The sequence below is a fragment of the Lentilitoribacter sp. Alg239-R112 genome, assembly GCF_900537175.1.
In the GTDB taxonomy this organism is placed as follows: domain Bacteria; phylum Pseudomonadota; class Alphaproteobacteria; order Rhizobiales; family Rhizobiaceae; genus Lentilitoribacter.
In genome coordinates this window covers 1,168,886-1,189,488 of the sequence record NZ_LS999833.1, presented here as the reverse complement: position 1 = coordinate 1,189,488, position 20,603 = coordinate 1,168,886, and the positions used below count along the sequence as shown (strand labels likewise).

At 44.2% G+C, this 20,603-nt stretch carries 17 protein-coding genes and 1 pseudogene; 11 read left to right on the top strand and 7 right to left on the bottom strand.

Annotated features, from left to right (window positions below):
• Window positions 1-2: 2 nt before the first annotated feature.
• Window positions 3-1,328 (bottom strand): trypsin-like peptidase domain-containing protein, encoded by a 1,326-nt coding sequence (locus G3W54_RS06215; RefSeq protein ID WP_162652236.1) that lies wholly within the window; start codon window positions 1,326-1,328, stop codon window positions 3-5.
• Window positions 1,329-1,791: 463 nt separating this feature from the next.
• On the opposite strand from G3W54_RS06215, the gene rpsL reads away from it, so the two are divergent.
• The 8 genes from rpsL (at window position 1,792) to G3W54_RS06175 (ending at window position 9,344) form a co-directional block, all read left to right on the top strand.
• Complete coding sequence (gene rpsL, locus G3W54_RS06210) at window positions 1,792-2,163, top strand: 30S ribosomal protein S12 (RefSeq protein WP_162652235.1); 372 nt, start codon at window positions 1,792-1,794, stop codon at window positions 2,161-2,163.
• A gap of 93 nt (window positions 2,164-2,256) precedes the next feature.
• Entirely contained in the window at window positions 2,257-2,727 is a 471-nt protein-coding gene (gene rpsG, locus G3W54_RS06205; RefSeq protein WP_162652234.1) for a 30S ribosomal protein S7, read from the top strand.
• Between the two features lie 32 nt (window positions 2,728-2,759).
• Window positions 2,760-4,856: an elongation factor G gene (gene fusA / locus G3W54_RS06200; RefSeq protein ID WP_162652233.1), complete on the top strand. Its 2,097-nt coding sequence runs from the start codon at window positions 2,760-2,762 to the stop codon at window positions 4,854-4,856.
• Between the two features lie 84 nt (window positions 4,857-4,940).
• Window positions 4,941-6,116 (top strand): elongation factor Tu, encoded by a 1,176-nt coding sequence (gene tuf / locus G3W54_RS06195; protein WP_162652232.1) that lies wholly within the window; start codon window positions 4,941-4,943, stop codon window positions 6,114-6,116.
• 416 nt (window positions 6,117-6,532) lie between these two features.
• The gene (gene rlmF / locus G3W54_RS06190) at window positions 6,533-7,459 is read left to right on the top strand and encodes a 23S rRNA (adenine(1618)-N(6))-methyltransferase RlmF (protein WP_162652231.1); all 927 of its coding nucleotides are present in this window, start codon (window positions 6,533-6,535) and stop codon (window positions 7,457-7,459) included.
• A gap of 248 nt (window positions 7,460-7,707) precedes the next feature.
• Window positions 7,708-8,031 carry a hypothetical protein gene (locus G3W54_RS06185; protein ID WP_162652230.1) on the top strand — a complete coding sequence of 108 codons (324 nt, stop codon included), beginning with the start codon at window positions 7,708-7,710 and terminating at the stop codon, window positions 8,029-8,031.
• 80 nt (window positions 8,032-8,111) lie between these two features.
• On the top strand, window positions 8,112-8,672 hold the full coding sequence (locus tag G3W54_RS06180; protein ID WP_162652229.1) for a L,D-transpeptidase: 561 nt from the start codon (window positions 8,112-8,114) through the stop codon (window positions 8,670-8,672).
• A 183-nt stretch (window positions 8,673-8,855) separates the two neighbouring features.
• Window positions 8,856-9,344, top strand: a complete 489-nt coding sequence (locus G3W54_RS06175; RefSeq protein ID WP_162652228.1) for a hypothetical protein — start codon at window positions 8,856-8,858, stop codon at window positions 9,342-9,344.
• A 40-nt stretch (window positions 9,345-9,384) separates the two neighbouring features.
• Here the strand turns inward: G3W54_RS06175 and G3W54_RS06170 are convergent, their stop codons facing one another.
• Both G3W54_RS06170 and G3W54_RS06165 read right to left on the bottom strand, forming a co-directional pair.
• Window positions 9,385-10,032 carry a CatB-related O-acetyltransferase gene (locus G3W54_RS06170; protein WP_162652227.1) on the bottom strand — a complete coding sequence of 216 codons (648 nt, stop codon included), beginning with the start codon at window positions 10,030-10,032 and terminating at the stop codon, window positions 9,385-9,387.
• A gap of 45 nt (window positions 10,033-10,077) precedes the next feature.
• Window positions 10,078-10,692, bottom strand: a complete 615-nt coding sequence (locus G3W54_RS06165; RefSeq protein WP_162652226.1) for a DUF2239 family protein — start codon at window positions 10,690-10,692, stop codon at window positions 10,078-10,080.
• A gap of 254 nt (window positions 10,693-10,946) precedes the next feature.
• On the opposite strand from G3W54_RS06165, the gene G3W54_RS06160 reads away from it, so the two are divergent.
• Window positions 10,947-12,326 (top strand): MATE family efflux transporter, encoded by a 1,380-nt coding sequence (locus G3W54_RS06160; protein ID WP_162652225.1) that lies wholly within the window; start codon window positions 10,947-10,949, stop codon window positions 12,324-12,326.
• An 11-nt stretch (window positions 12,327-12,337) separates the two neighbouring features.
• On the opposite strand, the gene G3W54_RS06155 is transcribed toward G3W54_RS06160, so the two are convergent.
• Together G3W54_RS06155 and G3W54_RS06150 are read right to left on the bottom strand one after the other, a co-directional pair.
• Window positions 12,338-13,276 (bottom strand): phytanoyl-CoA dioxygenase family protein, encoded by a 939-nt coding sequence (locus G3W54_RS06155; protein WP_162653581.1) that lies wholly within the window; start codon window positions 13,274-13,276, stop codon window positions 12,338-12,340.
• Between the two features lie 78 nt (window positions 13,277-13,354).
• The gene (locus G3W54_RS06150; protein WP_244627842.1) at window positions 13,355-15,280 is read right to left on the bottom strand and encodes an EAL domain-containing protein; all 1,926 of its coding nucleotides are present in this window, start codon (window positions 15,278-15,280) and stop codon (window positions 13,355-13,357) included.
• Window positions 15,281-15,687: 407 nt separating this feature from the next.
• On the opposite strand from G3W54_RS06150, the gene cysQ reads away from it, so the two are divergent.
• A complete protein-coding gene (cysQ, locus tag G3W54_RS06145; RefSeq protein WP_162652224.1) occupies window positions 15,688-16,476 on the top strand; it encodes a 3'(2'),5'-bisphosphate nucleotidase CysQ in 789 nt (262 codons plus the stop codon).
• Window positions 16,477-16,588: 112 nt separating this feature from the next.
• Window positions 16,589-17,237: pseudogene (locus G3W54_RS06140) on the top strand (IS6 family transposase).
• Window positions 17,238-17,518: 281 nt separating this feature from the next.
• Here the strand turns inward: G3W54_RS06140 and G3W54_RS06135 are convergent.
• The gene (locus G3W54_RS06135) at window positions 17,519-18,739 is read right to left on the bottom strand and encodes a response regulator (protein WP_162652223.1); all 1,221 of its coding nucleotides are present in this window, start codon (window positions 18,737-18,739) and stop codon (window positions 17,519-17,521) included.
• A complete protein-coding gene (locus tag G3W54_RS06130) occupies window positions 18,736-20,490 on the bottom strand; it encodes an ATP-binding protein (RefSeq protein WP_162652222.1) in 1,755 nt (584 codons plus the stop codon). Before G3W54_RS06130 ends, G3W54_RS06135 begins: the two co-directional genes overlap by 4 nt.
• Window positions 20,491-20,603 lie beyond the last annotated feature (113 nt).

The following is a 20,603-nucleotide window of genomic DNA, read 5'->3' as shown; positions in this document are numbered from 1 at the left end:
CCTCAAAACTGCACAATAATCGGAATAAGCATATTCCCGCGATAGACCACAAACCTAGCAATGCCCTCTGCTTCATGTACAAGGCGATCACATACTTGCCTGCTTGCTGCGAATTCATCATTAACGGCCACGATCACATCGCCTTGCATTAAACCTGCTAGTTCAGCCGGTGAACCTTCGTCGAGTTTGTGAATGAAGATGCCTTTGACTTTTTCTGGAATGTTATCACTTTCAGATATTGGTCTGACATTTATGCCAATTGAGTTGAGGCCAGAGACTGGTGTTATGTTTAGCGCTCGTGCATGGACTATTATTGTCTCAGGTGGTTTGCCTTCTCGCAAATAGGTAAACTCAAGTGGTGTTTCTGCTTCGCTGACACCAATCCAAGCACGTAAGCTGTCTGCTGTGGTGACATGTCTGTTGTTGAATTTGGTGATAACATCACCCGCTTGGAGACCTGCAATATCTGCTGGCGAACCTTCTTCAATACGAACTATTGTTGCACCATCCCAATTATCTATTCCAACGCGTTTTGAATCCTCTTCTGAAACGTGATTAATGACGATGCCAACTGCACCACGTCGAACTTCGCCAAACTTTTCTAGCTGTTTGGCGACAGAAAGCGCCATTCTTGACGGGACAGAAAAGCCAATGCCAATGCTGCCGCCTGATTGCGAAATGATTGACGTGTTAATACCGATAAGCTCGCCTTTACTGTTTAAAAGTGCGCCGCCAGAATTTCCTGAATTAATGGCTGCATCTGTTTGAATAAAGTCATTCAGGCTTGCGCCACCGGAATTGCGCGATAAGCCGCTGATAATGCCAAAGGTCAGAGTTTGTTTCAAACCGAGCGGATATCCAAGCGCAAACACAACATCACCAACGCGACTAAGATCGGAATCGGCAATTTGAATTTGGTTCGGTAACGGACCCGTCTTTAGTAGAGCAATATCTGATGGGGCATCTGTTCCAACCAATTCTGCATCCAACCACCTGTGATCAGCCAATTGGATACGAAAACGGTTACTTCCTGTCACGACATGCGAGTTTGTGATGATTAAGCCTTTTTGCCCATCGATAATTACGCCGGAACCGACTGACTTTGGGATAAAACTTCCATTTGCAGAAGATGAACCTGAATGTATGAGTGTAACGGATTTGAATGCCGGATTTAAAACATTTGAAAAACTTAGCACCCCGCGTTTTTCATCATAGGGCAGGGAACCTGGTAACCCTTGCGCTAATGCAAGAGAATAAGACAATGTCAGAAGTATCACTGAGAGGGCGATTGCTATTATCGTTATTAAATATGTCATCAGTTTTTTCATGTCATAAATCCTGGTTTTTCCGTTGTCGGGCTACTACTCCGTCATATTGTGTCAAATATATTTTCGTTGTCGTTTCTACGGTAATGAACATCGGCTAAGATTGCACATCAACTCGAAACGCAATTTTGTGAATGAGCTGTGAGTTCGCCTCAGAGATAAAAAACCAAAAAAAAGTGCGATAAGTGTTGACGAACATAGTCGTTAGCAGTAATTACCGATCATCAAAGCAAAAGTGAGTCCACTTTGTTCGGCGCGACGCGCGCTGGAAGAGGTCTCAAACTAGGCTTAAATCGCATTGTTAAAGTCATTGCTGCACACATGATGCTTCTGCATCCTCTGTATTATATTGGGGCCTTCCGTTATTAAAATGGATATAGGCCTCATATTGCGCATGGTGATAACGATTTTGAAAAAGCGCCTGATAACTTGAAGGTGCGAAACGAAATTTGAAGGATAGGTTAATATGCCTACAGTAAACCAGCTAATTCGTAAGCCTCGCAAGGCACCGATTAAGCGTTCAAAAGTTCCGGCAATGGAGCAAAACCCACAAAAACGTGGTGTTTGTACTCGTGTTTATACAACAACTCCTAAGAAGCCTAACTCAGCGCTTCGTAAAGTTGCCAAGATCCGTTTGACCAATGGTTTTGAGGTTATCGGCTATATTCCTGGTGAAGGCCATAATCTTCAAGAGCACTCTGTTGTGATGATCCGCGGCGGCCGTGTGAAAGATTTGCCGGGTGTTCGTTATCACGTCATCCGTGGTGTTCTTGATACGCAAGGTGTTAAGGATCGTAAACAGCGTCGCTCTAAATATGGTGCGAAGCGTCCTAAGTAAGATTTTAATTAAGCGGGCTTGAGCGAGTAATCGTCTCGAGCCTATCAAATATTGGCCTGTTGTTTAGGTCCTAAGAATTGAAAGACTAGATATATGTCACGTCGTCACAGTGCAGAAAAGCGCGTTATCAACCCAGATCCAAAGTTCGGTGATTTGGTTGTGTCAAAATTTATGAATGCAATTATGATGCACGGTAAAAAATCCGTCGCTGAAACCATTGTTTATGGTGCCTTCGATCAGGTTGAAGAAAAAGCCAAATCTGAGCCAGTTGCAATGTTCCATCAGGCGCTTGAAAATGTCGCTCCACACGTTGAAGTTCGCTCTCGTCGCGTTGGTGGTGCAACATATCAGGTTCCTGTAGATGTGCGCCCAGAACGTCGTCAGGCTCTTGCTATTCGCTGGTTGATTGCTGCTGCTCGTAAGCGCAACGAAACAACAATGGTTGAGCGCCTTTCAGGTGAGCTTCTAGATGCTGCAAACAACCGTGGTTCTGCTGTTAAGAAACGCGAAGACACTCACAAAATGGCTGAAGCTAACCGTGCTTTTGCTCATTATCGCTGGTAATTTAATACACGTTTTAAAAAGAGGCCCCTCCCATGGCTCGTGGATACCCAATTAAAGATTATCGTAACTTTGGCATCATGGCTCACATTGATGCTGGTAAGACTACAACAACCGAACGTATCCTGTATTACACAGGTAAGTCGCATAAAATCGGCGAAGTTCATGATGGCGCAGCCACAATGGACTGGATGGAGCAAGAGCAAGAGCGTGGTATTACTATTACGTCTGCTGCGACAACGACTTTCTGGGATAATGAGCGTACTGGTAAGAAATGCCGTTTCAATATCATTGATACTCCTGGCCATGTTGACTTCACGATTGAAGTTGAACGTTCATTGCGTGTTCTTGATGGTGCTATCGCGCTTCTAGATGCCAATGCTGGTGTTGAGCCTCAAACTGAAACTGTTTGGCGTCAGGCTGATAAGTATAACGTTCCTCGTATGATCTTCTGTAACAAAATGGATAAGATTGGCGCGGATTTCTATCGCTCATACGATATGGTTAAGTCACGTTTGGGTGCTGTGCCTGTTGCTGTTCAACTTCCAATCGGTGCTGAAGATCAATTTGCAGGTGTTGTCGATCTCATCGAAATGAATGCCATTGTGTGGCGTGATGAGTCACTAGGTGCTGCTTGGGATGTTGTGGAAATTCCCGACGACCTTAAAGAAAAAGCTGTTGAATGGCGTGAGACAATGATCGAGCAGATCGTTGAAATCGATGATGAGGCAATGGATGCTTATCTTGAAGGTAACATGCCTGATAACGATAAGATCCGTGAGCTTATCCGTCGTGGTACGATCGATGTTTCTTTCTTCCCAATGTTCTGTGGTACAGCATTTAAAAACAAAGGTGTTCAGCCTTTGCTTGATGCAGTGGTTGATTTCCTTCCTTCTCCAATTGATATTCCAGCTATTGCCGGTATTGATGTTAAAACAGAAGAAGAAACAACACGTCCTGCTTCTGATGAAGAGCCGCTTTCAATGCTTGCATTTAAAGTTATGAACGATCCGTTTGTTGGTTCTTTGACGTTTGCTCGTATCTATTCTGGTTCAATCAATAAAGGTTCGTCTGTTCTTAACACCGTTAAAGATAAGCGCGAACGTGTTGGCCGTATGTTGGAAATGCACTCAAACTCTCGTGAAGATATCGATGTAGCCTATGCTGGTGACATTGTGGCTCTTGCTGGTTTGAAAGAAACAACAACTGGTGACACTCTTTGTGATCCGCTTAAGCCTGTTATTCTTGAGCGCATGGAATTCCCTGATCCGGTTATTCAGATTGCGATTGAGCCTAAGACTAAGGGTGACCAAGAAAAAATGGGTATCGCACTTAATCGTTTGGCGGCTGAAGATCCATCATTCCGCGTTAAGTCTGACGAAGAATCCGGCCAAACTATTATTGCTGGTATGGGTGAACTTCACCTTGATATTCTCGTTGATCGTATGCGTCGTGAATTTAATGTTGAAGCAACTGTTGGTGCGCCTCAGGTTGCTTATCGTGAAACAATCACGAAAACATATGAAGCTGACTACACACACAAGAAACAATCTGGTGGTACTGGTCAATTTGCGCGCGTTAAAATCATCTTTGAACCAAATGAACAAGCTGAAGAGTTTGAGTTTGTTTCAAAAATTGTTGGTGGTAACGTTCCAAAAGAATACATTCCTGGTGTTGAAAAAGGTATCCAGAGTGTTCTGACTTCTGGTCCGCTTGCAGGATTCCCGATGCTTGGTGTTAAAGCGACATTGATGGATGGTGCATACCATGATGTTGACTCCTCTGTTCTTGCGTTTGAGATCGCATCTCGTGCATGTTTCAGAGAAGCTGCTCCTCGTGCTGGTGCTCAATTACTTGAGCCAATCATGAAGGTCGAAGTTGTTACACCTGAAGATTATGTCGGTGATGTAATTGGTGATTTGAATTCACGTCGTGGTCAAATCCAAGGTCAGGAAACACGCGGTGTTGCCGTAGTTATCAATGCTCACGTTCCTTTAGCGAACATGTTCAAATATGTTGATAACCTACGTTCTATGTCTCAGGGCCGTGCGCAATATTCAATGGTCTTTGATCACTATGCGGCTGTGCCAAGTAATGTATCACAAGAGATTCAAGCGAAATACGCTTCTTAATTCATCTGAATTGAAGCAAAATGAAGTTTGTTCCGCAAATTCAGAGAATTTAGGAACGTCTAGAAAAAAAACGGAGAGCCGCATATGGCAAAGGAAAAGTTTGAGCGCAATAAGCCTCACGTAAACATTGGCACGATTGGTCACGTTGATCATGGTAAAACGAGTTTGACAGCTGCTATCACGAAATTTTTTGGTGATTTTAAAGCTTACGACGAGATTGATGGTGCTCCCGAAGAGCGCGCACGTGGTATTACGATTTCGACAGCTCACGTTGAGTACGAAACAGAGAACCGTCACTATGCGCACGTTGATTGCCCAGGTCACGCCGATTACGTTAAAAACATGATCACTGGTGCGGCTCAAATGGATGGTGCTATCCTTGTTTGTTCAGCGGCTGATGGCCCGATGCCACAAACACGCGAGCACATTTTGCTTGCGCGTCAGGTTGGTGTTCCTGCGATCGTTGTTTTCCTGAACAAAGTTGACCAAGTTGATGATGAAGAGCTACTTGAACTTGTTGAAATGGAAGTTCGTGAACTTCTCGACAGCTATGAGTTCCCGGGTGATGATATTCCGATCATCAAAGGTTCTGCTTTGGCAGCTCTTGAAGATTCAGACAAAACAATTGGTGAAGATGCTATTCGTGCATTGATGGCTGAAGTTGATACTTATATCCCAACTCCAGAACGTCCAATTGATCAGCCATTCCTTCTTCCTATTGAAGATGTGTTCTCAATTTCAGGCCGTGGTACAGTTGTAACGGGTCGTGTTGAGCGTGGCGTTATCAATGTTGGTGAAGAGATCGAGATTGTTGGTATCCGTGATACATCTAAAACAACATGTACTGGTGTTGAGATGTTCCGTAAGCTTCTTGATCGTGGTGAAGCTGGCGATAATGTTGGTGTTCTACTTCGTGGTATCGACCGTGAAGGTGTTGAGCGTGGGCAAATTCTTTGTAAGCCTGGTTCAGTTAAGCCACACACAAAGTTTGCTGCAGAAGCATATATCTTGACTAAAGAAGAGGGTGGTCGTCACACACCATTCTTTACCAACTACCGTCCACAGTTCTACTTCCGTACAACTGATGTGACTGGTGTTGTGTCTTTGCAAGAAGGTACAGAAATGGTGATGCCAGGCGATAATGTAACAGTCGACGTTGAGTTGATCGTTCCAATCGCGATGGAAGACCAGCTTCGCTTTGCGATCCGTGAAGGCGGTCGTACAGTCGGTGCCGGTATCGTTGCATCAATCACTGAATAAGAGGCGTCGAGGGGCTTTAGCCCCGACAGGGAACGAATAAGTTCGTTGAGCGACAACTCATTTGAGAGTTTTAAGACCCCCGTCAGAAATGGCGGGGGTTTTGTTGGAATTACAGTTTTTATTACTAAAAAACTCAGATTAAACTGAATTTAAATCTACTTCAGCCCTTAGCAGGCATCGGCGCTTCCTGCAGCGAAAGTGTATTTCGAGCCCAAATAATGGATTCCGCTACACCGAACGGTTTATAATTGATCCATCGAAATCGCATGGGCTAAGCCTCATACACGAAACTTCGGATACTCCCAATTTATCATCCCTATGTAATACGCTATTAATTTTACTATTTGTGCATACGGGTTTAAGTACAACGAACGGTTTGACGAGTTACTTCCATCAATATTAATGAAGGCTTCCCCATGGCCACTAAAACTATGCTACACACTCGTAATCAACATAGAGAAGGTTACGATTTTGTGCGTTTAATTGCACAGTCACCGAAGCTTAAGGCATTCGCGATCAGTAACCCTGTCGGTCAGACAACTATTGATTTTCAAGACGCGTTGGCGGTCCGTATGCTTAATCAGGCATTGCTAAAGACATATTACAATATAAATTTTTGGGATATTCCTGCTAATTATCTATGCCCTCCTATACCCGGTCGTGTCGACTACATCCACTATTTGGCCGACTTGCTTGCCGACGACAACAATCAAAAAATTCCCCGAGGGCGTAAGATCAAAGCGTTAGACATAGGCACCGGTGCTAGCTTAGTGTACCCCCTTATTGGCCAGAGTGAATATGGCTGGCACTTTACTGGCGTCGACATAGACCCGGCTGCTATCAAATCGGCACAGCTAATTTGCCAATCTAATAAACTGAAAATCACCCTCAGACGACAAAAGATACATGAAAATATCCTGAGAGGGGTAATCGAACCTCACGACTCTTATCACATCACCCTGTGCAATCCACCTTTTCATACTTCTATAGAGCAAGCTAATAAAGGCACCCAACGTAAATGGCGTAACCTTGGCAAGGGGTATTCAAAAGAACTCAATTTTGGCGGTCAAAACACAGAACTTTGGTATCCGGGTGGCGAGATAAAGTTTATCGCTAGCATGGTTGAACAGAGCATGGAGTTCGCCGATCAGTGCCTGTGGTTTAGCTCATTGGTGTCGAAAAAAGATAACCTCCAGCCACTCTGCAAAATTTTAGGAAAGGCAAATGTTGCTGAGTTTAAAGTCGTCGAAATGGCGCAAGGGCAAAAAACAAGTCGTTTTATTGCTTGGACTTACATTACAAAAAGTCAACGAACTTTGTATATGAGTGGAGCGAGTAAATAGATTGGATGGCAACCCACCAGATCAGACATTTGCATCACCGCGCTCATCGAGGGAAGCGCCAAAATTAGGCGAGCGCACCACAGGCCGCAGACAACCAAACGGCTACACATCAAAAGGTTATTGTATCACTTGCAATGTTCGTAACTGATTAGCTTATAGATATAAAGTTTAACAATCCCATCCAAGCTCACAGACCTGTGATCAGATGTTATTGGACCTGTTTCGCGCGCGCGTATTAGTGTGATTTTATGGCGCGATCGATTTTGACATTCTGTTTGCTATTTTTCATCACTATCCAATCTATTCCGGGTAGTATGCAGGCATTTGCGGATCATGTTATTGAGCCTACTTTGATCGAGGTTGGGCTTGCCGATACTGATCACATTCCTGATGTGCAGTGTTGTGAAGAGAATAACTTTCAAGATGCAAACACGTGTAAATCTGATTGCAGATTGGTTCTGCTCTCCTCAATTCACGCACCTCAATCTGTCAAAAAGAATTTTGCTATTTCCCAGATGACAGAACAGGTGAAAAGTCAATCACCACCAAGTTTCCGCCCTCCCATATCCTAAATTTCACGAATTAGAACGAAGCTTTTTGCCCTTGAAGGGCGCATGGCTTTTTTACATATTTTGAAATTAGGAATAATTCTATGCTTTCTAGACGACAAATCATTGCGGGTTCGCTTGCGACCCTTGCAGCACTGCCGACAACACATGCGCTTGCCAAAAAGAAATTTGTACTGCCGCGCAAATTCAAGCCAAGACGTGTGAACTATCGCAACGACCTTAAGCCTGGCACGATCGTTGTTGATCCGGCAAACCACTTTTTGTATTTCATTGAGAACAACCGCAAAGCGCGCAGATATGGCGTTGGCGTAGGGCGCGCTGGTCTGGCCTTTAAAGGTTCTGCCATCATCAAGCGGAAGGCAGAATGGCCACGCTGGACACCAACGCAAAACATGATCCGCCGCGAGCCGAAGAAATATACAAAATATGCAGGTGGATTAGCGGGCGGGATCAACAACCCACTCGGCGCGCGTGCGCTTTACCTTTATAAAAATGGTCGAGATACGCATTTCCGCATCCACGGCACAAACCAGCCTTCATCCATAGGCCAATCGGTTTCATCAGGCTGTATCCGCATGATCAATGCGCATGTTGAGGACCTGTATAATCGCGTGCCACTGGGCGCACGGGTCATTGTGATCTAGCACATAAAGTTTGGGTTTCCTAGCGGCACGGGAGGCCCTGAGGTGAGCGCGCGCGGTATGATGATGTTGGAAAGCCAAGCCTTCCCATGATGTGATGGAGGGCAGGTTTGGCTTTTCGCCTCAATGGCAGGCACCATTCGCGAGCGCTCACAAATATCTAATGAAATTTGAATTGGAAATCTCATGAGTAGAAAACCGAAATCAAGATCGAAAAAGACGAAAACGGCTAAGATAACGAACCAAGAAGAGATCAACCCGACACGCCGCAAACTCATTCGCCTTGCGCGAAACAGCGCTATAGGTATTGCTGTGGTTGGTGCAACTGGTGGTTATCTAACCTATTCCACCCGCGCGACAATGCATGAGCAAGATTTAACCCGCGTAGGGCAGGGGCGACCGTCGGTGGTCCAAATTCACGATCCGCAATGTCCGGTGTGCCAAAGATTGCAACGTGCTACCAGAGCTGCACTGAGCCGCTTTGATGATGGTGAGTTAGATTATGTTGTGGCAAACATCCGCTCAGGAAAAGGCGATGCCTTTGCCAACAAATACGCTGTGCCGCATGTCACACTCTTGCTGTTTGATGCTGATGGTGAGTTGCAACATATTCTGCGCGGCGAACAACAGACTGATGTTCTGGAACGTGAGTTCAAAAAGTTGATCAGAAGTTAGAGATTATCAGCGCCCACATTAGATTGCGAGCGCTGCTCCATCATTTCGCCATCGCTGCAAGCGCGTCAACATCGCCGCCTTCAATGGCGGGTATTGCCTGCGCAATGTGATCTGGTTCCCAATCCCACCAAGCAAGCTCTAGCAGTTTTGCAATGTCGCTTTTTGAGAAGCGCTTTCTGATCACCTTGGCCGGATTGCCGCCCACAATAGCATAGTCTGGCACATGGCCAGTCACCACCGCGCGCGTGGCCACGATGACTCCATTGCCAAGTGTAGCACCGGGCATGATGACGGCTTCGCGTCCGATCCAGCAATCATTGCCAATCACAGTGTCTTCGCCCCGTGGCAGACTGGCGCGATAGGTGCCAAAACGTTCGGAATTGAAAATGGCGAATGGATAGGTTGAAATGCCCGTCATGGGATGGTTTGCGGTTGCTGTTATAAATTGCACGCCCTTGGCGATCTGGCAAAATTTGCCGATCTGCAATGCCTCTGGCGCTCCGGGAAACAGATATGGCGCAAGCGTGCGCGCATAATCCTCAGGATGATCATCATCATGGTAATACGTATAGGCGCCCACCTCGATATTCGGATGATCGATAACGGCGTTTAAAAAGACCGTTGCGCTGTCGCGCGAACCATCTGGCAAGACAAGCGGGTTTCGCTCCGCGGGATTAGGAAGTGTCATTGTGACCTGCTTTCAGATATCAGATAATGAAGTGTGTTCGTCCGTTTAACCAGCATCAAATGCCGGATTTGATAATTGCTTTACATAGTTTTTCAGATCATTCGGCCATGCTTCAATGAGCTTATAAAAAGTCTCTTTATCTGCACGATATAGTGCTCTGGATGCTTCTTCATAACCGGGCTGATCACCCAGTGCGGTGGACATAAATTTGTCAGCCCGCGCCATGGCGTTTCGAGCTTCCAAAGGGTTTCTGCCTGTCCGGATTGTCTCGTCAATAAGCTCGCGCAGGGCAGATGATGCGCTGGATGATTGACTGTTGAGCCATTTCCAATGTCTGGGCAACAACGTGACCTCGCGCGCGACCACCCCCAGCGAGGGCCTGCCTGCCTTTTTGGTCTTTGCTCGAGGTGCTTTGAGAAATGAAGGTCTTCCCCGTTTTAATTCTGTCTGTTTCTTGAGCGGTTTTGTGGACTTTTCTGTGTGAAAGTCTACGTCCACATATTCTCCGGTTAAGTCATTAAAGCATAGATAGGTTCCCTCAGGGAACCGTTCATTCACTGCCAAAATGCTTGCTTTTATATCCGCCATATCACCATTGGCCACAAGAGTATTATTGCGGAACAATGTGTAACTCTGTGATGGTTTTTCTGTCTTAGTCATGTGAATGTTTTTATCCGGGTAAAATAAGTTTGTCAATTTTATCCGGATAAATTTTTTTATCAAAATATCAAATTGACATGGATGGTGCATGAGCCTATCAGATTATTTGGCTGAAGCTGCCCGCCGCTCGTTAATTTGGTAAAAGTTTTGTTTCACTCATGAGCTGTTTTCAGTTTTATGCAGGGTCAATGGTAATGCGAGCTCCATTTCTCCCGGTATAAATAGTGCCAAACGGCCTCTGGAAGAGTATAAAAATGAAAGACAAAAATTCCGATGAGAATATATTTTTAAGCGGGTCAATCCCATTATTATTCGCAAAAACAGCAACGCCTATCATTGTCGTTATGGGCATGAATGGCCTTTTCACAATTGTTGATGCTTACTTTTTAGGCGAATATGTGGGGGCCGATGCGCTAACAGCGGTGACGTTGATGTTCCCGCTTTACATGCTGCTTATTGCCCTATCGACACTGGTATCAAACGGCTTCTCCAGCGTTTTGGCCCGTGCGCTTGGTGCAAATAACAAAGGCGAGATCAATAGGATTTTTGCACAGGCTATTCACCTGTCACTCGCCGTCTGCGCTATATTCATAGGTGTGTTTCTGCTCGGCGGCAATCAGCTCGCTTTGATGGTGGCAAATGGGTCCGAACTGCTCGCAGATATGGGATATACCTATATTTCCATTCTAATTTTTTGTTCGCCTTTGGTTTTCGTTCTATCAATTAGCATCGACGCATTGCGCAGCGAAGGATTGTTGAAGGCAATGGCTGCGGTCACGCTGATGTCGACGCTTTTAAATATCGCATTTGACTATTTATTCATTGCTGAATTTGGATGGGGCGTGGCAGGGTCGGCCTATGGAACAGTGTTGGCACAGATATGTTCCATGTCTGCAATCATCATCTACCGCTTAGTTTCAGGTCATCGCAGACCATTTTTTGCGCTCAAATCCGGCTTTTCCTATTGGGGTGAGTTTTTAGCGCTTGGTGCGCCGACAAGCCTTGGTTATCTTGGCATATCATTAGCGGCTGGTTTGACATTATATTGCCTCCAACTGTGGGCGGGTAATGCTTACGAAGCAACAGCAGGTGCGTATGGTATTACAACACGGCTTATGACGTTTGCATTTTTGCCGCTGCTGGGTTTGAGCATGGCCTTTCAAACGATTGTGGGAAATAATTTCGGGGCACAAAGCCTGGTGAGGTCCAATCAAACTCTTAAGCTCGCGATAATAATGGCGTTCATCTATTGTGTTGTGATTGAATTCACGTTTATCTCAAGTCGACATGATATTGGATCAATATTCGTGTCAGATGCTGCGATCATTGGCGAAGTAGGGCGTATTCTGCCCTATATGGTGGTGCTTATGTTTATCTTCGGTCCGCTTATGATGATCGGCACTTATTTTCAGGCAATTGGAGATGCGTCTCGTGCTGCTATTCTCGGTCTTTCCAGAACATATTTATTTGGTTTGCCTTTAACGTTTATGTTGCCGTTTATCATCGGGGAAGTTGGTATATGGGCAGCCGGTATCGTCGCGGAACTTCTTGTTCTAACCTTGACAGTAACCGTTTTATTCAGGCGATGGAAATCTACTGGTCAAAGATTAGGTCTATTAGAACAGACAGTATAGCTGGGGCATACCTACCAGCTTTCTAGACCTAACAGTTTTTTGCCAAGTTCGTTAAGCTCAGCTGTTTTAGCATTTTTCTTCTCCCAATCTCTCGGATCGCCAGGAAAGTCCGGGCGATTGGGTGGCTCCATTTCTCGCCACAAGCGAACCCGCTCGTTCCGTTCTTCTTCATTTTCAAAATCTGCTGGATGCATGGAAATATACTGCGCCATCCGGACTTGATCATCTGAAAAGTTGGGCCGCACGCCATGAGCTAGAAGCGAGTTGAATATCATCAAATCACCGGGATTGAGGCTAATATTTTCGCGTTCCAAGCCTGTCATATCCGGCATAAGAGGATTTCGATCCTCGCTTTGCGTTTTTACCCATTCATCAAAATGTTCAAACAAATAGGGGACACATTGAAAACCACCTGTTTCATCATTTTGAACTTTAAGGCTAAGAACGCCTTGCACGCCGATGGGGAGAGGGCGTTGGTTGGTATCCACATCCCAATGAATAAAACCTTCAGAATTACCCGATTTGTCTTGCTTGGGCGGATTGAGATTTGCTCGATCTATGGTTGTCCATAGATCTGTTCTGTCCCAGATATCAACAAAGGCATCGTAGACGCGTTGCGACATGCGATTATCCCACAGATATTGGTGATTATAAATCTCCACCATACCCGCATTGTTTAACTCCTTGCGAACGTGCGGGCGGCGTTCAGGCGCATACCATGTTGAAGGATCACTGGGCTCTTTCTCATCAAACTCCCATAGAAGATCAACAAGCCGTTCAACATTTTCCTGCGGCACGGCTTTTCGAACAATTACATAACCTTTTGTAATCCAATGTTGCCAATCCTCCTCGCTTAGAACACGCAACGGTAACTGTTTTTTGATGTCTTTAAGTTGCGTTGTTACCTTGTCGCTAACTGGATGACTGATCTCTTGCGCTGTAGGTTGCATCATTACCCTCCTAAATTTTGTTAAGGTCAGAGTATGTGGATTTTTTTATATGCTCAAGATAAAATTTGGGAAATGGAACTAATGTGTGTCTGCGTGACGTAGTGAACTTGTTTCCTCTATGAATTCTGCAAGTTCGCTTTCCAATAATGGTTTTGAATAGAAATAACCTTGTATAAATTGACCACCAAGGGATTCGATTGCTGTCAATTCTTCAGCGGTTTCTACGCCTTCAAGAATACACCCGATGTCCATGTCCGAACTGAGCGCGATCAGCGATTTTACGATTTTAAAGCTGGCACTATATTCATTAAGATCAATCACAAAACTGCGGTCAATTTTAATTTTCGTAAGTGGCATTGCATGTAGCTGTGTTAGGCTGGAATAGCCTGTTCCAAAATCATCCAAAGCAATTCCACAACCAAGCATTTTAAGCATCTCTATAGATGTGATAGCTTGATCGCGGTCATGCATCATTGCAGTTTCTGTAATTTCAAAGTCTAATCGGTTTGCATCGATGCCGCTTGCGTGGATGATGCCAAGGATCCTTGATATACCTTCGGCGGAGCAAATGTCGTGCGCAGAAAGGTTGAATGAAAGGCGGATGTAATTCGGCCATTTCACAGCGACGCTCAACGCTTTTTCAAGAAGGATTTTGGTCAAGTTACCAATTAACCCCAAGCGTTCTGCAGCAGGGATAAAGTGACAGGGGGACACAGAACCCATTTTGGGACTGTTCCACCGCGCGAGTGCTTCAAAAGCTACGGTCTGTTGAATTTTGCAGTCGATGATTGGTTGAAATACAACCGACATCTCGTCTTTCAGGTTGGCTCTCGAGAGCGTTTGCTCTAACTTGTTCTGAGCATCAATTTCCTGAATGTGCTTGTGTGAAAACAAAAATGCCTCACCGCGATTATTGTGTTTGCTGTGGTAAAGAGCATAATCTGCGCGCTCATAAAGTTCTTCTGCATCTTCCGCAAGTTCTGGGAAAGTCGCAAATCCGATTGATCCGGAAATCTCGAGGCATGCGTCGGCTATTGTGAACGGTTCTCGAAGCGTGTCACAAAATTTGTTTCCGCGATCAAGTAGCTCAGCATCATCGGGGCAATTAGTAAAAGTTATAGCAAATTCGTCGCCACCCAGACGAGAAACCGATGTATGTTCATCGGTCAGCGCTGATAACCGTTGACCTACCTCAATGAGAAGGCTGTCACCCATTGCGTGACCATATAGATCGTTGACTGGCTTAAAACCATCAAGATCGATGATCCCGATGGCAATTCGTTTGTTCTTCTTTTTCGCAATTTCAAACGCAACTTCCAGATGAGAAAAAAATTGTCGTCTATTGGTAAGCCCAGTCAGGCTATCTTGATTGGCTATTTGCAGATTTTCAGCGCCAATCCTCTCAAGCTTTATGCGAGCATTCACCATGTCTATAAAGTCTTGTGTTTGCATGCGCACAACTATCAACAACAGTAAACTAACCAGACCAATATTGACCATTATTGATGTAAGGTTTGAGTTTTGGGTATAGATAGCAAACATAATTATGGGGGTGATTGTTATACCCATAATCGCATAAGCCGATGAATGGAGGCGTTGAAAGAATATGACAAGGCCAATACAATTCATCGCGGCAAAAAAACCGATACGTACATGCATATCTCCATTGCCGTGGGGAAAGAGCATCAGCATCCAAATAACTAGGAATCCAGAAAAAATTAAGGCACGTCGCCGAACAGATTTCAATGCCAGAAAAGCAAAATCGGGGTTGGTTGAGGCGTCTTCCATCTTATGCCAGGTTAACGCACGGTAACCAAAAGCAATCGTGAAAAGTATTGGCACGATGAGTGACAACCAATGTGGCGCAACGCCTATAAAACAACTTGCTAACGTCCACAAGTTAACTGTTAATACAAGATACATTAATGGAAATTGTTTTGCGCCAACAAGGAGTTGCGCTTTCAATAACTCAGGGTGATCTCTTGGCGCCGCATTTATGGGCATTAGCTTTGTAATCACCATTTTAATCACGTGCGGGGGCTCCGAGAATTAAGTATTGTACTTCAGTATACAAAGAAATACTTAATATTCGATTGTTTGAACTTACAACTTATTACGTGTTACTTCTATCAAGTAGAAAACTTATGAACATAGTAGGAATGAAGTCATAGCACTCCTCCTCAAGTTTTCTCCAAAGTTCTGATATTAAGCATTTGCGGTGACAGTATTTCATTCCGCTATTGCTGCGAGGCGGTAAATTTGGATTTGTTTAGTGTTATGTTTTCAGCTAGGTGGAACAAAGAAATTTCTTAGTGCAGAGAAAATAGAGACAAACCGTTGTAGAGACCCCCACCGATCTGAAACCTTGCATATATGTTTTGATCTCTAAATTGCCTGAAGGGAAACCCACTATGCCTTATCATAAAATAGACGATGATGTTTTAAAAGATCCCGTTTTCCATAAGTCACTCATTGCGATCGCCAAAGATGCAGGTGAAAAAATTATGGAAATTTATAATAGCCATGATTTTGGTGTTGAAATAAAAGATGATGATAGCCCGCTTACAAAAGCGGATATTGCTGCTAATCTAATTATTGAGAATGGAATAGCAAAATTAACACCTTCTATTGCAATAATATCGGAAGAAAATATCTCTCAATTAGAGAAGATAAACCCGAGTGATATGTACTGGTTGATTGACCCACTAGATGGCACAAAAGAGTTTATCAAGCGCAATGGAGGTTTCACTGTTAATATTGCTCTCATCCATAATGGGTCTCCAGTTTTTGGTGTTGTTTATGCTCCTGCAAGCGGATTAATTTATTGGGGTGGAGCTCTCATTGGAGCTTGGAAAAATGATGGCAAGATCAGGGAAGAAATTTCGGTATGTAAAACTGGCTCGAAAGTACGCATCGTAGCGAGTGCGAGTCATTTGAATGATGAAACAAAAGACTTTATCGAAAAATATGCGAATGCAGAGCTTGTTCAGGTAGGAAGTTCTATAAAAATTTGCATGATAGCAGATGGGCGTGCGGATTTATATCCGCGATTGGCGCCAACGTGTGAATGGGACACCGCCGCCGCAGATGCTGTTCTCAGGGGGGCAGGTGGAATGCTGTTCCAGACCTGTGGTACTCCATTACAATATGGGAAGAAAGAGATTTTAAACCCCAGTTTCATTGGGCGAGGACTTAGTTAGTCCAAGGTTTTTTGGGTGATGTCACATTAATTTAATGGCAACGAGATTTGTTTTAGAAGCTTAGGTATGAACCAATCAACAGTTAGCTAAACATCAGTGTTCTCCGCCGGACATCATTGCACGAGTCGTTTGGCTATACTTTTGGTTTCCACTTAGTTTGCGTTTGGTTAAGGAAATGCTGCTGGAGCATGGGATTGTCGTCTCCTACGAAACTATCCGCCGCTGGGGGATTAAGTTTGGTCCAAACTATGTCTGCCAGCTAAATCGCAAGCAACCCAGTCCAAATGATATTTGGTATTTGGATGAGGTTGCCATCAGCATTCGTGGCAAGAAACATTGGCTCTGGTGAGCAGTTGATCAAGATGGACCGTCCTCAATGAGATCGTACAATCGCTGCGTAATACCAAAGCAGCAAAGCGTTTGTTGCGACGATTACTGAGGAAACAAGGTATGACACCCAAACGCATGATAACAGATAAGCTTGAATCTTAGGTACTGCTAGCCGTCAGCTCATGCCTCATATAAACATCGCTCCCACAAAGGTCTCAATAATCGGCAGAGAATTCTCAGGTCCCATTGCGAAAGCGAGAAAGGATGTTGCAAGGTTTCCGTTCCGTCGATTCCTTGCAACGGTTTATAACTATTTTCTCCGCTCTGAGAAATCTCTTCGTCCCACCTCGCTCAAAGCATAACGCGTACACATCCATAATCATCAGTTGACCGCAATGGTTCAGTGGAAAACAGTGACCGCTGACTTCTGAACTTGGCATAAGGCTCCGTCACTGCAAGTAGTCGAAAATAACGTGACATCACCCGCAGGTTTAACGGAGACCGGAAATATAGCAAAACCGCATGAGCGATGACATCGGTTGGAAACCGGTGATGGTGATAGAGCGAGTAGTTAGAAGATTGGATCATGCCATCTAATCGTAAAATTAAAGGGACGGTAAGTTAACTTTACAGTGCCTCATAAAGACCTCCTGTTACCTCAATCTAACAGAAAATCTCTCCAAACGGTAAGTCCAACAATCGATTAGCAGACCTAAGTGTAGTCTTTGGGCAGTAAGCTGTAACGTTTAAGGCGGTCATAAAATGTTTTGCGCGGTAAACCGAGCTCTTCTGCGGCTGTTGCTGCCTGACCTTTATGCCTTTTAAGGGCTTCGATTAGGTTTAACCTTTCAAAAGTGTCCATGCGTTGAGCTAGTGTGGATGGAAACTCGCTCCGCTCACTTTTACTTGCTTCGGACACAAATTTGCTTGCAAGTTCTCTAAGATCAACAAGGTTCTTTTGCCATTTCCCTGTCATGACTTCTGTGATGATGCCCTCGGTAATTTCTGGCATATCCTCATTTCGTGTTCTTACAACTTGGCGTACAAGCGTTTCAAAAATCTCCGGAATATCTTCGCGCCGTTGCGCAAATGTGGGAATTCTGATTTCAATAGGAGCTAAGAGATCATACAATTCCTGATCGGTGGAGGTTTCACGATGTTCCGAAAGTGACTTTATAGAAGAGGTTATGATTCTAAAATTACGATCTCTTTGCAGAAGTACAACTATTCTACTCCTATCTTCGCTGGTGGCGCGCTCCAAGTTTTTAATCAGAACATCCAATTGATATTCCGTCTGACCAACATTCTCCAACTTGTGCCATTCATTATTTGAAATTGATAATGATATAAACTGACACTGTTGATCGGATAGTTTATGAATTGTATGAGCGGCAACACGTCGTCCAATCCCTTCCGGCCCTGATAGGTGGATATTCGAATTCGTATTTGCAGCTGCACGTATAGCTTTTCGAAGGTCTTTTGTCGCAGCTGAATTGCCTGGGAAGTTAACCGCGGCAAGATCGTTTCGAGCTAAATCGCGTTCTATCTTCCGATTTCGTAGAACAAGTTGCCTTTGTTCTAATGCACGTTTCATGACTTCAATGAGGTAGTCAACCTTGCACGGTTTCTCGATGAAATCATAGGCGCCTTGGCGCATTGCGCGAAGCGCCATTGGAACGTCGGCCTCACCTGTTAATAATACAACAGGTAAATCTGGATCAGCGCCTTGTGAATATTGCAACACATCAAAACCGTCTTTTCCTGGCATGCGGATATCTGATAAGATAACACCATTGAAATTGGCTCTAATGGTACGTCGAGCTTGATCAAAGTTTGAGGATTGAATGACCTTAAATCCCTCAAGGTCAAATGCTTGCGCGAGTGAGAAGCGAAGCGCATCATCATCTTCTATCAATAATATCTGGTTTGTCATTTTGTTGGGCCGTCCGATAGTAATGGTAATGAAATAGTAAAAAGTGCTCCGCCATGAGTTTGGTTCTCACAGTAAAGATCCCCACCAAAGCTACCAATTATACCATGAGATATGGCCAAACCCAGACCTAGGCCTTTGCTGGATCCGACATCTTTTGTTGAGTAAAATGGTTCAAAAACACGTTTTGGATCGTCTAAGCCAGGGCCATTATCCGACACCTTAATTAAGGCTGCTCCTTCGTTTTCACTGAGTTCAATTCTTATGATTCTGTCATCTTGATCTAACATCGCATCTATTGCGTTTGAGATTATATTGACCATCACTTGTTCAAGACGCACTTTGCCTGCGCTAACAAGGCGGTGTTTTTCAATACCGATCGTTATGACTTCCACGCTCTCGTTTTTGCAGCGCATTTCAGTGAGATTAAGACTGCTGTAGATTATTGTTTGTAAATTCACCGTTTCAAATTTTTCGATTTCCTTCCGTGCAAAGGAGCGGAGGTTTTTAATAATGCGGTTCATTCGTGCGGTCTGTTGAGTTATATGTTCAAGATTCTCAGTTGCTTCGCTGGTCCTTTCACGCTCTAATAGTTTTTTCCCAGTATCTGCAAAATTTTGAATAGCTGCCAATGGTTGGTTAAGTTCGTGAGCAATACCCGCTGACAATTGCCCTAACGCTGTCAATTTGCTTGCCTGAACAAGCTGATCTTGTGCTTTGTTCAACTGTGCGGTTCGTTCCTCTACGCGAGCTTCAAGCCTCGTGTTTGCAGCCTCTTCAACGGCAAGTCGATCAGTGAGGCGTTGGCGCCGTTGCCACAATGCCCAAAATGTCACGCCAAATCCGGAGAAAATGGCAACACTTAACAGAGCCTGCAGACGTGCATTCGCAAATGCGGCTTTTGTGTTAAAGTAACCCTTAGCTGTTAAATCAATTTGTGGAATATACTTAGACAGAACCAGCGCCTGTAGCGGTAGATTATTTGCCTTCTCAAAATTTAGTATCTCATGCTTAAAGATATTAGACTTTGTATAATTGGGAAATTTTTTCAGCAGTTTATAGTCATATTCAGGGAAGTTATAGTTATTGTTCTTATCAAAGTTTAAGTCATCGATTTGAAGTGTGAGAGATGGGCGGTTGGTTACAAAAACCACATTGTGATTATCAAAAAAAGTTACGGCTTCTTCGTCAAAACTCCAGCCAAATTCTAGCCGGTCAACGCCAACTTTTACAACGACTGCGCCCACCGGCTTTGTACTATTGGTAATGACACCTCTTGCAAAATAAAAACTCCTACTTCCATCACCTGAATCAAGTGAATGATAAAATCCAAGTCGACCATTCATAGCTGCACGAACATATGGTTCATTTAAAAAATCTGTTTGTGATGGAGCGGAGCCAGAATAAATACTTGATTGGGCGACCAAAATTCCAGCTTCATCAAGTACAAATATTTCAGTGGCGCCGGTCAACAAGGCCGATCGCAGTAGAATGTCATTGACAATATTATTTGATACATTATCCGCGAGTAGTGTTTGGATTTCCTGACGGTTTGCGAGCAAATTCGGGAGCTGTTGGAAGCTCTCTATTCTGCCCAATAATCGTTCAGAAATCTGCTCAATTCTAATCTGGCCGCTGTTTTCCAGTTGATCAAGATTCCGGTGGTATGAATTAATAAAAATAGCCGCTGTAACTGCCAGTGCAATGCAAACATAGATAACATAGAGCAGATTGTGTTTTATCAACTTTAACACTGGGTTTGGCGTCCTTTAAAGGTGTATTCGTCTTTCGTTGAGCTTGTGCGAAATTTCGCACAAATGCAAATATCAATCGTGTCGAACGAGTTATCTATCTGTTTTTTATGGGT

What these genes read in the sequence shown, in the direction of transcription:
- G3W54_RS06215 (WP_162652236.1), bottom strand. Translation starts at nt 1,328, where the DNA reads ATGAAAAAACTGATGACATATTTAATAACGATAATAGCAATCGCCCTC.
- cysQ (WP_162652224.1), top strand. Translation starts at nt 15,688, where the DNA reads ATGCCTTATCATAAAATAGACGATGATGTTTTAAAAGATCCCGTTTTC.
- G3W54_RS06160 (WP_162652225.1), top strand. Translation starts at nt 10,947, where the DNA reads ATGAAAGACAAAAATTCCGATGAGAATATATTTTTAAGCGGGTCAATC.
- G3W54_RS06165 (WP_162652226.1), bottom strand. Translation starts at nt 10,692, where the DNA reads ATGACTAAGACAGAAAAACCATCACAGAGTTACACATTGTTCCGCAAT.
- fusA (WP_162652233.1), top strand. Translation starts at nt 2,760, where the DNA reads ATGGCTCGTGGATACCCAATTAAAGATTATCGTAACTTTGGCATCATG.
- G3W54_RS06155 (WP_162653581.1), bottom strand. Translation starts at nt 13,276, where the DNA reads ATGCAACCTACAGCGCAAGAGATCAGTCATCCAGTTAGCGACAAGGTA.
- rlmF (WP_162652231.1), top strand. Translation starts at nt 6,533, where the DNA reads ATGGCCACTAAAACTATGCTACACACTCGTAATCAACATAGAGAAGGT.
- G3W54_RS06175 (WP_162652228.1), top strand. Translation starts at nt 8,856, where the DNA reads ATGAGTAGAAAACCGAAATCAAGATCGAAAAAGACGAAAACGGCTAAG.
- rpsL (WP_162652235.1), top strand. Translation starts at nt 1,792, where the DNA reads ATGCCTACAGTAAACCAGCTAATTCGTAAGCCTCGCAAGGCACCGATT.
- G3W54_RS06180 (WP_162652229.1), top strand. Translation starts at nt 8,112, where the DNA reads ATGCTTTCTAGACGACAAATCATTGCGGGTTCGCTTGCGACCCTTGCA.
- rpsG (WP_162652234.1), top strand. Translation starts at nt 2,257, where the DNA reads ATGTCACGTCGTCACAGTGCAGAAAAGCGCGTTATCAACCCAGATCCA.
- G3W54_RS06135 (WP_162652223.1), bottom strand. Translation starts at nt 18,739, where the DNA reads ATGACAAACCAGATATTATTGATAGAAGATGATGATGCGCTTCGCTTC.
- tuf (WP_162652232.1), top strand. Translation starts at nt 4,941, where the DNA reads ATGGCAAAGGAAAAGTTTGAGCGCAATAAGCCTCACGTAAACATTGGC.
- G3W54_RS06150 (WP_244627842.1), bottom strand. Translation starts at nt 15,280, where the DNA reads ATGCCCATAAATGCGGCGCCAAGAGATCACCCTGAGTTATTGAAAGCG.
- G3W54_RS06185 (WP_162652230.1), top strand. Translation starts at nt 7,708, where the DNA reads ATGGCGCGATCGATTTTGACATTCTGTTTGCTATTTTTCATCACTATC.
- G3W54_RS06170 (WP_162652227.1), bottom strand. Translation starts at nt 10,032, where the DNA reads ATGACACTTCCTAATCCCGCGGAGCGAAACCCGCTTGTCTTGCCAGAT.